Source organism: Pseudomonas sp. BO3-4, from assembly GCF_034044115.1.
GTDB lineage: Bacteria > Pseudomonadota > Gammaproteobacteria > Pseudomonadales > Pseudomonadaceae > Aquipseudomonas > Aquipseudomonas alloputida.
On sequence record NZ_CP139018.1, the window covers coordinates 5,445,100 to 5,459,175 of the forward strand.

The 14,076-nt window shown below is 61.3% G+C and carries 12 protein-coding genes; 2 read left to right on the top strand and 10 right to left on the bottom strand.

Features of this window, described 5'->3' with window-relative positions:
• Nucleotides 1-30 precede the first annotated feature (30 nt).
• Nucleotides 31-654 (bottom strand): 23S rRNA (uridine(2552)-2'-O)-methyltransferase RlmE, encoded by a 624-nt coding sequence (rlmE, locus tag REH59_RS25035; RefSeq protein WP_003249947.1) that lies wholly within the window; start codon nucleotides 652-654, stop codon nucleotides 31-33.
• A 102-nt stretch (nucleotides 655-756) separates the two neighbouring features.
• Here rlmE and yhbY point away from each other — a divergent pair, with 102 nt between their 5' ends.
• Entirely contained in the window at nucleotides 757-1,065 is a 309-nt protein-coding gene (gene yhbY / locus REH59_RS25040; protein ID WP_003249945.1) for a ribosome assembly RNA-binding protein YhbY, read from the top strand.
• Nucleotides 1,066-1,077: 12 nt separating this feature from the next.
• On the opposite strand, the gene REH59_RS25045 is transcribed toward yhbY, so the two are convergent.
• From REH59_RS25045 to grpE, 8 genes are all read right to left on the bottom strand, one after another.
• A complete protein-coding gene (locus tag REH59_RS25045; protein ID WP_012053750.1) occupies nucleotides 1,078-1,527 on the bottom strand; it encodes a hypothetical protein in 450 nt (149 codons plus the stop codon).
• Nucleotides 1,505-1,981, bottom strand: a complete 477-nt coding sequence (gene greA, locus REH59_RS25050; RefSeq protein WP_024717413.1) for a transcription elongation factor GreA — start codon at nucleotides 1,979-1,981, stop codon at nucleotides 1,505-1,507. The genes REH59_RS25045 and greA overlap by 23 nt, the downstream gene beginning before the upstream one ends.
• Before the next feature lie 2 nt (nucleotides 1,982-1,983).
• Nucleotides 1,984-5,205, bottom strand: coding sequence for a carbamoyl-phosphate synthase large subunit (gene carB, locus REH59_RS25055; protein ID WP_003249937.1), 3,222 nt, complete (start codon nucleotides 5,203-5,205; stop codon nucleotides 1,984-1,986).
• Between the two features lie 105 nt (nucleotides 5,206-5,310).
• The gene (carA, locus tag REH59_RS25060) at nucleotides 5,311-6,447 is read right to left on the bottom strand and encodes a glutamine-hydrolyzing carbamoyl-phosphate synthase small subunit (RefSeq protein WP_003249935.1); all 1,137 of its coding nucleotides are present in this window, start codon (nucleotides 6,445-6,447) and stop codon (nucleotides 5,311-5,313) included.
• 326 nt (nucleotides 6,448-6,773) lie between these two features.
• Nucleotides 6,774-7,577, bottom strand: a complete 804-nt coding sequence (gene dapB, locus REH59_RS25065) for a 4-hydroxy-tetrahydrodipicolinate reductase (protein WP_012053753.1) — start codon at nucleotides 7,575-7,577, stop codon at nucleotides 6,774-6,776.
• Nucleotides 7,578-7,590: 13 nt separating this feature from the next.
• The gene (gene dnaJ, locus REH59_RS25070) at nucleotides 7,591-8,715 is read right to left on the bottom strand and encodes a molecular chaperone DnaJ (protein WP_003249931.1); all 1,125 of its coding nucleotides are present in this window, start codon (nucleotides 8,713-8,715) and stop codon (nucleotides 7,591-7,593) included.
• Nucleotides 8,716-8,912: 197 nt separating this feature from the next.
• Nucleotides 8,913-10,838, bottom strand: a complete 1,926-nt coding sequence (gene dnaK, locus REH59_RS25075; RefSeq protein WP_003249929.1) for a molecular chaperone DnaK — start codon at nucleotides 10,836-10,838, stop codon at nucleotides 8,913-8,915.
• 101 nt (nucleotides 10,839-10,939) lie between these two features.
• Nucleotides 10,940-11,497, bottom strand: a complete 558-nt coding sequence (gene grpE, locus REH59_RS25080) for a nucleotide exchange factor GrpE (RefSeq protein WP_012053755.1) — start codon at nucleotides 11,495-11,497, stop codon at nucleotides 10,940-10,942.
• A 192-nt stretch (nucleotides 11,498-11,689) separates the two neighbouring features.
• On the opposite strand from grpE, the gene recN reads away from it, so the two are divergent.
• Nucleotides 11,690-13,363 (top strand): DNA repair protein RecN, encoded by a 1,674-nt coding sequence (recN, locus tag REH59_RS25085; RefSeq protein WP_004575778.1) that lies wholly within the window; start codon nucleotides 11,690-11,692, stop codon nucleotides 13,361-13,363.
• A 271-nt stretch (nucleotides 13,364-13,634) separates the two neighbouring features.
• On the opposite strand, the gene fur is transcribed toward recN, so the two are convergent.
• On the bottom strand, nucleotides 13,635-14,039 hold the full coding sequence (gene fur / locus REH59_RS25090) for a ferric iron uptake transcriptional regulator (protein WP_003249922.1): 405 nt from the start codon (nucleotides 14,037-14,039) through the stop codon (nucleotides 13,635-13,637).
• Nucleotides 14,040-14,076 lie beyond the last annotated feature (37 nt).

Genomic DNA, 14,076 nt, shown 5'->3' on the forward strand with positions numbered 1-14,076 from the left:
ACTATCGACCACCCCGCTTCACACCTTTCATTACCCTTTGAAGCCCCTGCCCAACAGGTACTGCTCGCGGGAACGGTCCCGTGACGACGATGGCTTGCGCATTTGCACCTTGTCGAACTTGCTGCGCACATCCTTCAGGTACACGTCAAAACCTTCGCCCTGGAAAATCTTGATCAGGAAGTCGCCCCCGGGCTTGAGCACGCGGGTCGCCAGATCGAGGGCCAGCTCGCAGAGGAACATGGCACGCGGAATGTCCACCGCGGGCGTACCACTCATATTGGGGGCCATGTCGGAAATCACAAGGTCTACATGCGAATCGCCCACCGCTTCGAGAATGCGCTGCAGCACTTCGTCGTGGGTGAAGTCACCTTGAATGAAGGTCACGTCGGCGATCGAGTCCATTTCCAGAATGTCGGAAGCGATCAGGCGACCCTGGCCACCAATCAGACGACTGGTCACCTGGGACCAGCCACCAGGGGCCGCGCCGAGGTCGATCACGCTCATGCCTGGGCGGATAAGGCGGTCCTTCTCCTGGATCTCCAGCAGTTTGTAGCTCGCACGCGAGCGATACCCATCCTTCTGCGCCTGCTTCACAAAAGGGTCGTTGAAATGCTCTCGCAGCCAGTTTGCGCTGCTTTTGGAACGTTGTACCACGGGGCACCTCGATGATATGCGTCGTGATTGACTGGGCGGAGCCGGTGGCCCTCGGGTAAAATGCCGGTCAATTTTACAGAATCAGACGGAAAGGGTCAGATTATGCCGCTCAATAACGAGCAGAAGAAGCAATACAAGTCCATTGGTCATGACCTGAAGCCGGTCCTGATCGTTGCTGGCAACGGTTTGAATGAAGGCGTGATCGCCGAACTGGAGCGCGCTCTGGTCGACCATGAGCTGATCAAGGTCGAAATTCGCTCGGAAGACCGCGAGGAACGCGCCGAGACCATCGCCGAGCTGTGCAAGGCCGGCCGTGCCGAGCTGGTGCAGACCATCGGCAAGAAAGCCCTGATCTACCGCAAGAACCCACAGCCGAACAAACAGCTGTCCAACATCCACCGTTACAAGTAACGGTGGCTCCGATCAGTGGCGCGGTGAACGCGCCCTGACCGGTACCGGCTGGGCCACCAGCACGATGCCGGAAAAGCCCAGCACCAGGAAGCAGAACATCTGCCAGCGCTCGCCCACGGAAATACCGTAGCGCAAGGTGTAATACCCCACGCAGGCACCAAAGCCGAGCAACAGCATCTGGCCGCGGAACTGCCGCCACCAGGCCGCCAGGCCGTCCACCCTCGCCAGCACTGCCAGCTGAGTCAACAAGCCAAGCAACGCCACGCCGATCAACCAGCGGTCGATCTGCCCGGCGATATCCTGTACCAGCAGCGGGGCCAGGCCACTGACCTTGAGCGCAGGCACCAGCCCTACATGGAACACCCACAGGCCACCGACCCAGAAAACCTGGGCCAGTTGCCAGAGGATCCCCTCGAGGGACGGCGCCCGCAGGCGTCGGTCAGATGTGCTTGACTTCGACAATCTCGTACTCGACCGTGCCACTAGGCGTCTTGACGACGACAGTATCACCTTCTTCCTTGCCGATGATGGCACGGGCAATGGGTGCGCCGCTCGACAGCTTGCCCTGCTTCACGTCAGCTTCATCCTCGCCAACGATCTGGTAGGTCACCTCTTCATCGGTTTCGGTGTTGGCCAGTACCACGGTGGTACCGAAAATCACCTTGCCGGTGTGAGGGATGGTGGTCACATCGATGACCACCGAATTCTGCAGACGGCCTTCGATATCACGGATACGCGCTTCGACCATACCCTGCTCCTCACGGGCAGCATGGTATTCGGCGTTTTCCTTGAGGTCACCCAGCTCACGCGCTTCACCAATGGCCTGACTCAGGCGCGGGCGCTCGGTCTTGCTCAGGAACAGGTGCTCTTCTTCCAGGGCGCGAGCGCCCTGGACGGTCATCGGGTATTTGGTAATGCTCATGCTTTCAGTCCTGCATGCAGATCCTGCAAGCGACGAACGGTCTTTTCCGGACCGAATTTCAGCGCTTCGCAGATGGCTTCACCAGCCGCAATGGTAGTGGTGCAGTAAATCTTGTGCTGCAGCGCATTGCGACGAATCGAGTAGGAGTCGGCGATCGACTGGCGACCTTCGGTGGTATTGATGATCAGCGACACTTCGTCGTTCTTGATCATGTCGACCACGTGCGGGCGACCTTCGGTCACTTTGTTCACACGGCGCACTTTCAGGCCAGCCGCCTCGATAACCTTGGCGGTGCCGGCAGTGGCAACCACTTCGAAGCCCAGGGCGATCAGGTCGCGGGCAACGCCGGCCACTTGTGGCTTGTCGTCGTCGCGTACGCTGATGAACGCGGTACCGCCCGTCGGCAGCACTTCACTGGCACCCATCTGGGCTTTGGCGAAGGCTTCACCGAAGCTGTCACCGACACCCATGACTTCACCGGTCGATTTCATCTCAGGGCCGAGGATCGGGTCAACCCCTGGGAACTTGGCGAACGGGAAGACGGCTTCCTTCACGCTGTAGAAGTTCGGGATGATTTCCTGGGTGAAGCCCAGCTCTTTCAGGGTTTTACCCGCCATGACACGGGCCGCGATCATCGCCAGGGACGTGCCGATGCACTTGGACACGAACGGTACGGTACGCGAGGCACGCGGGTTGACTTCGATCACGTAGATCTTGTCGCCCTGCAGGGCCAACTGCACGTTCATCAGGCCGACCACGCCCAGCTCCAGCGCCATTTTCTTGACCTGAACGCGGACTTCGTCCTGCACTTCCTTGCTCAGCGAGTAAGGTGGCAGCGAGCACGCCGAGTCGCCGGAGTGTACGCCGGCCTGCTCGATGTGCTGCATGATCGCGCCGATGACCACGTCGGTGCCGTCGCACACCGCATCCACGTCCATCTCGATGGCGCAGTTGAGGAAGTGGTCGAGCAGTACCGGGCTGTCATTCGACACTTGCACCGCTTCACGCAGGTAGCGCTTGAGCTCGTCCAGCTCGTAGACGATCTCCATTGCACGGCCGCCCAGTACGTAGGACGGACGCACGACCAGCGGGTAGCCGATGCTGCCCGCAGCACGGATAGCCTCTTCTTCGCTGCGCACGGTGGCGTTTGGCGGCTGCAGCAGGTTCAGGCGCTGAACCATCTGCTGGAAGCGCTCACGGTCTTCGGCGCGGTCGATGGCGTCAGGGCTGGTACCGATGATCGGCACGCCAGCTTCTTCCAGAGCGCGGGCCAGCTTCAGCGGGGTCTGGCCGCCGTAGTGAACGATCACGCCTTTCGGCTTCTCGACGCGGCAGACTTCCAGCACGTCTTCCAGGGTCAGCGGCTCGAAGTACAGGCGGTCGGAAGTGTCGTAGTCGGTGGAGACGGTTTCCGGGTTGCAGTTGACCATGATGGTCTCGTAACCGTCGTCACGCAGCGCCAGGGCGGCGTGTACGCAGCAGTAGTCGAACTCGATACCTTGGCCGATACGGTTCGGGCCGCCACCCAGGATCATGATCTTGTCGCGGGTCGACGGGTTGGCCTCGCACTCTTCCTCGTAGGTGGAGTACAGGTAGGCGGTGTCGGTGGCGAACTCGGCGGCGCAGGTGTCGACGCGCTTGTACACCGGGAACACTTCCAGCTTGTGGCGGTGGCGACGCAGGTTCTTGTCGGTGATGCCCAGCAGTACTGCCAGACGCTGGTCCGAGAAGCCCTTGCGCTTGAGGCGCAGCATGTAGTCCTTGTCGATTGCCGACAGGGCCAGGGTCTTGACCTTCTCTTCTTCCTTGATCAGGTCTTCCATCTGCACCAGGAACCACATGTCGATGCCGGTCAGATTGAAGATTTCTTCGCAGGTCATGCCCGAACGCATGGCGTCAGCCACGTACCAGATACGCTCGGCACCCGGCACGGTCAGTTCGCGCTTGAGGATGCTGGCGGCTTCTGGGCTGGCCAGGTCGACTTTCGGGTCGAGGCCGCAGGCGCCGACTTCCAGGCCGCGCAGGGCTTTCTGCAGGGATTCCTGGAAAGTACGGCCGATGGCCATGACTTCACCCACGGATTTCATCTGGGTGGTCAGGCGGGCGTCGGCTTTCGGGAATTTCTCGAAGGCGAAGCGTGGCAGCTTGGTAACGACGTAGTCGATCGACGGCTCGAAGGACGCAGGGGTGCGACCGCCAGTGATGTCGTTCTGCAGCTCGTCGAGGGTGTAACCAATGGCCAGCTTGGCGGCGATCTTGGCGATCGGGAAGCCGGTGGCCTTGGAGGCCAGGGCGGACGAACGCGATACGCGCGGGTTCATCTCGATGACGACCATGCGGCCGGTGTTCGGGCAAATGCCGAACTGGACGTTGGAACCGCCGGTTTCCACACCGATTTCACGCAGCACCGCCAGCGAGGCGTTGCGCATGATCTGGTATTCCTTGTCGGTCAGGGTCTGTGCCGGGGCAACAGTGATCGAGTCACCGGTGTGCACACCCATCGGGTCGAAGTTCTCGATCGAGCAGACGATGATGCAGTTGTCCTTCTTGTCGCGGACCACCTCCATCTCGTATTCCTTCCAGCCGATCAGCGATTCGTCGATCAGCAGCTCTTTGGTCGGCGACAGGTCCAGACCACGGGTGCAGATTTCTTCGAACTCTTCACGGTTGTAAGCGATACCGCCGCCGGTGCCGCCCATGGTGAACGACGGGCGAATGATGCATGGGAAGCCGAGCTTCTCGAGGACCGCATTGGCCTCTTCCATGCTGTGGGCGATACCGGAGCGCGGGCACTCCAGGCCGATGTCCTTCATGGCCTTGTCGAAGCGCGAGCGGTCTTCGGCCTTGTCGATGGTGTCAGCGTTGGCACCGATCATCTCTACGCCGAACTTTTCCAGAACGCCGTGGCGCTCCAGGTCCAGGGCGCAGTTCAGGGCGGTCTGGCCACCCATGGTCGGCAGGACGGCGTCCGGGCGCTCTTTCTCGATGATCTTGGCCACCGATTGCCACTTGATCGGCTCGATGTAGGTGGCGTCGGCCATGGCCGGGTCGGTCATGATGGTGGCTGGGTTGGAGTTCACCAGGATGACGCGGAAACCTTCCTCGCGCAGGGCTTTACAGGCCTGCGCGCCGGAGTAGTCGAATTCGCAGGCCTGGCCGATCACGATCGGGCCAGCGCCGAGAATCAGGATGCTTTTGATGTCTGTACGTTTTGGCATGGTGGTCACTCAAATCCGGGGTCAGTCGGCAAGCCGCTTTGAACAATCTGGGTCAGGCGCTGCCGGGCGCGGCGTATGCCGGCCCGGGGCCTTGAAGCAGGATGCTCAGCGGCGCTTGGCCATGGCATCGGTGAAACGATCGAACAGAGGCGCGACGTCGGTCGGGCCAGGGCTCGCTTCAGGGTGGCCCTGGAAGCTGAAGGCGCTCTTGTCGGTACGCTCGATACCCTGCAGGGTGCCGTCGAACAGCGACTTGTGAATGGCGCGAACGTTACCCGGCAGGGTCGCCTCGTCAACGGCGAAGCCGTGGTTCTGGCTGGTGATCATGACCACACCGGTATCCAGGTCCTGGACCGGGTGGTTGGCACCGTGGTGGCCGTGGCCCATTTTCACGGTCTTGGCGCCGGAAGCCAGGGCCAGCAGCTGGTGGCCGAGGCAGATGCCGAATACCGGGATCTCGGTTTCGAGGATTTCCTTGATCGCCTGGATCGCGTAGTCGCACGGCTCAGGGTCACCCGGGCCGTTGGACAGGAACACGCCGTCCGGGTTGAGTGCCAGCACTTCGCTGGCCGGGGTCTGGGCTGGCACCACGGTCACGCGGCAGCCGCGGGCCACCAGCATGCGCAGGATGTTCAGCTTGACGCCATAGTCGAAGGCAACCACGTGGTACGGCAGGTCGGCAGCGTCTATGGTCGGGTGGCTGTCGGTTTTCAGCTCCCACACGCTGGAGCGCCACTCGTAACGTTCCTTGGTGGAGACGACCTTGGCCAGGTCCATGCCCTTCAGGCCCGGGAAGCCGCGGGCAGCGGCGATGGCAGCTTCTTCGCTGATGTTGTCACCCGCCAGAATGCAGCCGTTCTGGGCGCCCTTTTCACGCAGGATACGGGTCAGGCGACGGGTGTCGATGCCGGCAATGGCAACGACGTTGTTAGCCTTGAGGTACTCAGGCAGCGACTGGGTATTACGCCAGTTGCTGGCCAGCAGCGGCAGGTCACGGATGACCAGGCCTGCGGACCAGACGCGGTTCGACTCGGCGTCTTCCGGGGTAGTACCGGTGTTGCCGATGTGCGGGTAGGTCAGGGTAACGATTTGCTGCGCGTAGGAAGGGTCTGTAAGGATTTCCTGGTAGCCGGTCATAGCGGTGTTGAATACCACCTCACCAACGGTCTGACCGTCGGCACCGATGGCTTCACCGCGGAAAATACTGCCGTCGGCAAGGGCGAGTATGGCTGGCTTTGTCAAGAAGACCTCCCGTAAATCAAGCATGAAAGGGCGATCGCAGGTTGCAAAAAAGCGGAGTGACGTATGGACACGTCACCCCGCTTTCATGTGCTGAATTCAATTCGCTGCGCGCTTTTAGTGGACACACTAAAGCTGTAGCTTACAGAAAAGTGTGTTTTCGGTCTACCGGATATGTGTCTCTAAAACACATCGATGCGACAGGCTGACATCCACGCCAGCCTCTTCGCGGGCTCGCCCGCTCCCACAGGGATCGCACCAACCCAAGAGCAACGCTGTACCTGTGGGAGCGGGCAAGCCCGCGAAGCAGTCAACACCCCACTCACGGCTTAGCGCAGCTCAAGCACATCCTGCATGTCGTACAGCCCAGGCTCGCGCCCATCCAGCCACAGTGCCGCACGCACGGCACCCTTGGCGAAGGTCATGCGGCTGGAGGCCTTGTGGGTGATTTCCAGGCGCTCGCCTTCAGCGGCGAACAGCACGGTGTGATCACCGACCACATCGCCGGCACGCACGGTAGCGAAACCGATGGTTTTGCGATCACGCGCGCCGGTTTGCCCTTCACGGCCATACACGGCCACTTCCTGCAGATCACGGCCCAGCGCATTGGCAACCACTTCACCCATGCGCAGTGCAGTACCCGACGGCGCATCGACCTTGTGCCGATGGTGCGCCTCGATGATTTCGATATCGACATCATCACCCAGCACCCGCGCAGCCATATCCAGCAGCTTGAGGCTAAGGTTGACCCCCACGCTGAAGTTGGCGGCGAACACGATTGGAATGTCCTTGCCAGCCTCAGCCAACAACTGCTTCTCTTCGACTGTAAAACCGGTCGTGCCGATGATCATCGCCTTGCCGTGCTTGCGGCAGAACGCGAGGTTTTTCAGAGTCACCGAGGGGTGAGTGAAATCGATCAGCACATCGAACTCGTCGGCAACCTTGGCCAGGTCGTCGGACAACAGCACGCCAATTCGGCCAAGTGCCGCCAGCTCTCCGGCATCAGCCCCGACCAACGAGCTGTCAGGGCGATCGATCGCCGCGGTCAGCCCCGCGCCCGAGGTTTGTTGCACGGCTTCGATAAGGGTTTTGCCCATCCGCCCCGCCGCGCCCATCACTGCAATACGTCGCATAACCTGTTCCTTGTCAGAGATCGCCGAAGAAGCGCTTCACACCATCGAACCAGCCGCTGGCCTTGGGCGAGTGGGAACTGTCCCCTTCCAGCGAATCACGCAGCTCTTCGAGCAGCTCGCGCTGACGGCGACTGAGATTGACTGGGGTTTCTACGGCCACACGGCACAGCAGGTCACCCGCACCACCCCCACGCACCGGGGCAACACCCTTGCCACGCAGACGGAACTGCTTACCGGTCTGGGTGCCTTCCGGAATCTTCAGCTTCACGCGACCATCCAGGGTCGGCACTTCCAGCTCGCCGCCCAGGGCAGCATCGGTGTAGCTGATCGGCACTTCACAGTACAAGTGCTTGCCATCGCGCTGGAAGATTTCGTGCTCACGCACGCTGATCACCACGTACAGGTCGCCAGTCGGGCCACCATGAGTACCGGCCTCGCCCTCACCCGACAGACGGATGCGGTCGCCGGTATCGACACCTGCCGGCACCTTGACCGACAGCGTCTTGTATTCCTCGACACGCCCTTCACCATGGCACGAAGTGCACGGGTCGGTAATGATCTTGCCTTGGCCATGGCAGCGCGGGCAGGTTTGCTGCACCGAGAAGAAGCCTTGCTGCATGCGCACCTGGCCGATACCACCGCAGGTCGGGCAGGTCGACGGGGTCGAGCCCTTCTTGGCACCGGAACCGTCGCAAGGCTGGCAGTTGACCAGGGTAGGCACGCGGATACTGACCGTGGTGCCACGCACCGCTTCTTCCAGGTTCAGCTCCAAGGTGTAGCGCAGGTCGCTGCCGCGCTGTGCACCGCCTCGACCACCACCGCGACCGCCGCCGAAGAAGTCGCTGAACACATCGCCGAAGATGTCGGAGAAATTGGCACCACCAAAGCCGGCACCACCGCCACCCATGCTTGGGTCGACACCCGCATGGCCATACTGGTCGAAGGCCGCACGCTTGCTCGCGTCTGACAGTACTTCGTAGGCCTCGTTGGCCTCCTTGAACTTGTCTTCCGATTCTTTATCGCCCGGGTTGCGGTCCGGGTGGTACTTCATCGCCAAACGGCGGTAAGCCTTCTTGAGGTCCGCTTCAGTGGCGCCGCGCTCGACACCCAGGACCTCATAATAATCACGCTTGGACATAGGTCATTTGCACCTTGTTGGGCGTGTGGCATCTGCGCCACGCCATCAGCACCCGCTTACGGCCCTCAAGAGCCGCTGACAGATGCTGTAAAAATTCTCGAATTCCAGATACGCCAACGCGGGAGCAAGCCCCCGCGCGGCGACATCCTACCAGCTCACCGGCAAACGACGGTGAACCGGCCGACAACATGCAGGGATTACTGCTTGTTGTTGTCTTTCACTTCTTCGAACTCGGCGTCAACCACGTCATCGTGCTTGGCTTCCGGCTCGGCCTGCTGCGCGCCACCCTGAGGCTGTTCAGCCGACTGCTCGGCGTACATCTTCTGGGCAACCGGGGCAGAGACCTTGGACAGCTCTTCAACCTTGGCGTCGATGGCAGCCTTGTCGTCGCCTTTGACAGCGGCTTCCAGGGCAACAACGGCGGCCTCGATGGCGGTTTTCTCTTCAGCGGTAACCTTGTCACCTGCGTCAGCGACCATCTTGCGGGTCGAGTGCACCAGCGCGTCACCCTGGTTACGGGCAGCAGCCAGCTCTTCGAACTTGCGGTCTTCCTCGGCGTTGGCCTCGGCGTCACGCACCATGCGCTCGATCTCTTCGTCCGACAGGCCGGAGTTGGCCTTGATCACGATCGACTGAGTCTTGCCGGTGGCCTTGTCTTTCGCACCTACGTGCAGGATGCCGTTGGCGTCGATGTCGAAGGTCACTTCGATTTGCGGAACGCCACGCGGCGCTGGCGGAATGTCAGCCAGGTCGAACTTGCCCAGCGACTTGTTCTGCGCAGCCTGCTTACGCTCACCTTGCAGCACGTGAATGGTCACGGCGCCCTGGTTGTCGTCGGCAGTCGAGAACACCTGCGACTTCTTGGTCGGGATGGTGGTGTTCTTCTCGATCAGCGCGGTCATCACGCCGCCCATGGTTTCGATACCCAGGGTCAGCGGGCTGACGTCCAGCAGCAGTACGTCTTTTACGTCACCGGCCAGTACCGCACCCTGGATGGCAGCACCCATGGCGACGGCTTCGTCCGGGTTGACGTCCTTGCGCGCTTCTTTACCGAAGAAGTCGGCCACTTCTTTCTGCACCAGCGGCATGCGGGTCTGACCGCCGACCAGGATCACGTCGTCGATCTTGCTGGCGTCGATGCCGGCGTCTTTCAGGGCGATGCGGCAAGGCTCGATGGTACGCTTGACCAGGTCTTCGACCAGCGACTCCAGCTTGGCGCGGGAGATCTTCACGTTCAGGTGCTTAGGACCGGTGGCATCTGCAGTGATGTACGGCAGGTTGACGTCGGTCGACTGAGCGGACGACAGCTCGATCTTGGCTTTTTCTGCGGCTTCTTTCAGGCGCTGCAGGGCCAGAGGATCGTTCTTCAGGTCCATGCCCGACTCTTTCTTGAACTCGTCGACAAGGTAGTCGATCAGGCGCATGTCGAAGTCTTCGCCACCCAGGAAGGTGTCGCCGTTGGTAGCCAGTACTTCGAACTGGTGCTCACCGTCGACTTCGGCGATTTCGATGACCGAAACGTCGAAGGTACCACCACCCAGGTCATAAACGATGACGGTGTGGTCGCCCTTGGCCTTGTCCATGCCGTACGCCAGTGCAGCGGCAGTCGGCTCGTTGATGATGCGTTTTACGTCCAGGCCAGCGATGCGGCCGGCGTCTTTGGTCGCCTGGCGCTGGCTGTCGTTGAAGTAGGCCGGAACGGTGATGACCGCTTCGGTGACTGGCTCGCCGAGGTAGTCTTCGGCGGTCTTCTTCATTTTCTTCAGGACTTCGGCGCTGATCTGCGGCGGAGCCATTTCCTTGCCAGCAGCCTCGACCCAGGCGTCACCGTTGTTCGCCTTGACGATCTTGTACGGCACCAGCTTGATGTCTTTCTGCACGACATCTTCTTCGAAGCGGCGGCCAATCAGGCGCTTCACTGCGAACAGGGTGTTGTGCGGGTTGGTGACCGCCTGGCGCTTGGCCGACTGGCCAACCAGGATTTCGCCATCGTTGGCGTAGGCCACGATCGAAGGGGTAGTACGCGCACCTTCGGCGTTTTCGATGACTTTGACGTTACCGTTTTCCAGAATGGAGACGCACGAGTTGGTGGTCCCCAGGTCGATACCGATGATTTTACCCATGTTAACTCTCCCGAAACTTGAATTTGGTAGCAGCGACTACTTTGGCCAACTGCGGTAATACTTGAAGGCTTGACACCTAGATGGGGATGCCCCGGAGGATTTCAAGCCTTTTCATTGATCGAGGGTTGCGCCGCGCTCGGCGCCTTGCTGACCACCACCATGGCAGGGCGCAGCAGGCGGCCATTCAGCAGATAACCCTTCTGGAACACGTTCAGCACGCTGTTTGGCTCAACCTCGGCGTTTTCCTGCATGGCCATGGCCTGGTGATGCTCAGGGTTGAACGGCTGGCCGTGCGGGTCGACAGCTTCGAGGTTGTAGCGCTTGAGGGTGTCCTGGAACATCTTCAGGGTCAGTTCGACACCTTCGCGGATCTGCTTGACGTGCTCATCCTCGGCACTGGAGTGAGCCAGGGCCAGTTCCAGGCTGTCGATCACCGGCAGCAAGTCGCTGGAGAACTTCTCCAGGGCGAACTTGTGGGCTTTTTCCACATCCTGCTCGGCACGACGGCGTACGTTCTGCAGGTCGGCAACGGCGCGCAGCGCCTGGTCCTTGGCTGCGGCCAGCTGTTCCTCGAGCTCCAGAACACGGGTATCAGCTGCATTGCCTGCACCGGTTTCTTCCACGTTAAGGTCTTTCTCGTTCAGCTGCTCATCAGCCATGGGGTCTCTCCTGCGCAATTTTGTGGACTGCGAGCCAGGCTCGCCTTGGATGTCGGCTATATGGGGCCGGAAAAACCAGGTTCAAGGGGCAAGGTGGTTTTCGAGGCTGCAACAGAATCTACGAAGGGGCATTGGCAGGCCTGAAAAAAGTACTGTATAAATAACCAGACCTGATTTCCGGGAGCCGCCCCCATGCTGGTGCACCTGTCCATTCACAACTACGCCATCGTCGAGCACCTCGACCTCGAAATCGCCCGTGGCATGTCCGTCATCACCGGCGAGACCGGTGCCGGCAAATCGATCATGCTCGACGCCCTCGGCCTTGCCCTGGGCGACCGTGCCGACAGCGGCGTGGTGCGCCCCGGCACCGACAAGGCGGACATCCTGGCCACCTTCGACCTGGTGGACATTCCCGAAGCCCACACCTGGCTGGCCGAGCGCGACCTGGACAACGAAGGCCTGTGCATCCTGCGCCGGGTGATTACCGCCGAAGGCCGCAGCCGCGGCTACATCAACGGCACGCCCTGCCCGCTCGGCGACCTCAAGGCGCTGGGCGAACTGCTGATCGATATCCACAGCCAGCACGAGCACCAGTCCCTGCTCAAGACCGACACCCACCGCCGCTTGCTTGACGAGTATGCCGGCGCCGTCGACCTGGCCCGCCAGGTACAGCTTGCAGCCAAGCGCTGGAACCAGACCCGCCTGGAGCTGGAGCGCCTGTCCAACTCGGGCGACGAGCAGCGCGCCCGCCACCAGCTGCTCAGCTACCAGCTGGAAGAACTGGACAACCTCGGCCTGGGCGAGCACGAACTGGAGCAGTTGGAGCAGGAACACAAGAACCTGACCAGCGCCGAAGCCCTGTTCGGCATCTGCCGCCAGGTCATCGACCAGTGCAGCGAGAGCGATTCGGGCAATGTGCTGAGCGCCCTCACCTCCAGCCTCAACCGCCTGGGTGCCGCCACCAACTCGCCCAAGGCACTGAACGAAGCGGCCAACCTGATCGCCAGCGCGCAGATTCAGGTCGAGGAAGCCGTGGGCGAACTCAACCGCTTCCTCGACAACTTCGACGCCGACCCGATGCGCCTGCAAGCCCTGGAAGAGCGCCTGGACACCATCTACACCCTGGCGCGCAAACACCGGGTGCATCCCACCGAGCTGCCCCACCTGCAACAGCAACTGATGGAGGAGCTGGAAGGCCTTAACGCCAGTGACGAGTCGATCGAGCGGCTGGGCGAAGAGCTTGCCGCCTACGCCCAGCACTATAAAGAGAAGGCGCGCGAACTTAGCGGCCTGCGCCAGCAAGCGGCGCAGCAGCTGGCGGGCGCGGTGGAGCAGGAAATCCAGCGCCTGGGCATGCCTGGCGGGCGCTTCTGCATCGAACTGACAGCGAACGAAGGCGCCGAACTGTCACCCCATGGCCTGGAGCAGATCGAACTGCTGGTCAGTGCCAACCCTGGCCAGCCGCTCAAGGGCCTGGCGAAGGTGGCGTCGGGCGGTGAACTGTCACGTATCAGCCTGGCGATCCAGGTCATTACCGCGCAGACCTCGCGCATTCCTACCCTGGTGTTCGACGAAGTCGACGTGGGTATTGGCGGGCCAACGGCAGAAATCGTCGGCCAACTGCTGCGGCGCCTGGGCGAGCGCGGCCAGGTACTGACCGTGACCCACCTGCCGCAGGTGGCGGCGCAGGGGCATCACCATTTGTTCGTGCACAAGGTGCGCAACAGCGACACCACCCACACCGCCGTGGCTAGCCTGGGCAAGCGTGAGCGCGTGGAAGAAGTGGCGCGGATGCTCGGCGGGATCGACCTGACCAAGGAATCCCTGGCCCATGCACGCAAGATGGTGGTGAGCGGCAAGGCCTGAGGCCCTACCCGGCAGACGCTGTCAATGTGGGAGCAACTTTCTTGCTCAATTTCTAAAAGCTGGCGCGATCCCTGTGGGAGCGGCCTTGCGTCGCGAAAGGGTCGCAAAGCGGCCCCAGGATTTCAGCTTCAACCCACCTATCGCTGGGGCTGCCCGGCAGCCCTTTCGCGACGCAAGGCCGCTCCCACAGGAATCTCACACTCTTTCTAGCCCGGCTATAAAGCACAAAGGCGACCCGAAGGTCGCCTTTGCTATCCATAACGAAAAATCGTTACTTCTTCTTACGCACGTACAGGACCAGATTGTGGTCCACCAGCTCGAAGCCATGCTCGGCTACGATTTCGCGCTGGCGCTTCTCGATTTCGGCGTCCATGAATTCGATGACTTCACTGGTATCCACGTTCACCATGTGGTCGTGGTGACCGCCATCGGCCAGCTCGAACACTGCATGACCGCCGTCGAAGTTGTGGCGAACCACCAGACCCGCCGCCTCGAACTGGGTCAGCACGCGATAGACGGTGGCCAGGCCTACATCCTCGCCAGCCTCCATCAGCGCCTTGTAGACATCCTCTGCACTCATGTGACGCTGCTCGGTAGAGTCGAGCATCTGAAGGATCTTGACTCGAGGCAGGGTCACCTTGAGGCCGGCTTTGCGCAATTCGCTATTTTCAACCATGGTCAGCTTTCTCGCCGATGCTGCTTCGCAGCTTCTC